The 772-nt window shown below is 40.4% G+C and carries 1 protein-coding gene; it reads left to right on the top strand.

Features of this window, described 5'->3' with window-relative positions; genetic code table 11:
• Positions 1–772, top strand: a 772-nt coding sequence (locus KIV40_RS35280) for a putative oxygenase MesX (RefSeq protein ID WP_285354132.1), incomplete at both ends; no start/stop codon positions are given.

The raw sequence follows: 772 nt of genomic DNA, 5'->3' as shown, positions 1-772 counted from the left end.
CATTGAACATGAGTAACAACAATTTCAATGCGTTAGCAAACTGGGACAACCCAAATCGAGACCGTTACTCTGTAGAACTGGAGATCGTGTCTGTTGATATCGACATTGAAGGCAAAGGTGAAAACTTCCCGTCTATCGAAGTATTGAAAACTAACATTGTCGATCACGCGACCAATGAACGCATTGAAGGTGTAGTAGGGAATAACTTCTCTTCATACGTGCGAGATTACGATTTTAGTGTTTTATTATTAGAACATAATAAGGACAAGCCTGGCTTTAGCGTTCCTGATAATTTTGGTGAACTGCACGGAAATTTATTCAAATCGTTCATTAAGTCTGACACATACAAAGCGAACTTTAAAAAGCTACCTGTTATCTGCCTAAGTGTGTCAGATAACAAAATCTACCAACGCACAGACAACCAACACCCAGTTTTAGGTTTCGAATATCAGCCAAACGAATCATCTTTAACTGAGCAATACTTTAAGAAAATGGGCCTAGAAGTGCGTTACTTCATGCCGCCAAATAGTGTTGCTCCGTTGGCATTCTACTTCTTTGGCGATCTGCTTAACGACTACTCGAACCTAGAACTGATCAGCACAATTAGTACAATGGAAACTTTCCAAAAGATTTACCGCCCAGAAATCTACAATGCGAACGCGGTTGCTGGTAATCGTTACCAACCAAACTTGAAGAACTCAGATCACTCACTAACACAAATCGTGTACGACCGTGAAGAGCGTAGCAAGCTAGCAATCAAGCAAGGTAAATT

The sequence above is a fragment of the Vibrio sp. D173a genome (assembly GCF_030248475.1).
This window is presented reverse-complemented; position numbering and strand designations above follow the sequence as displayed.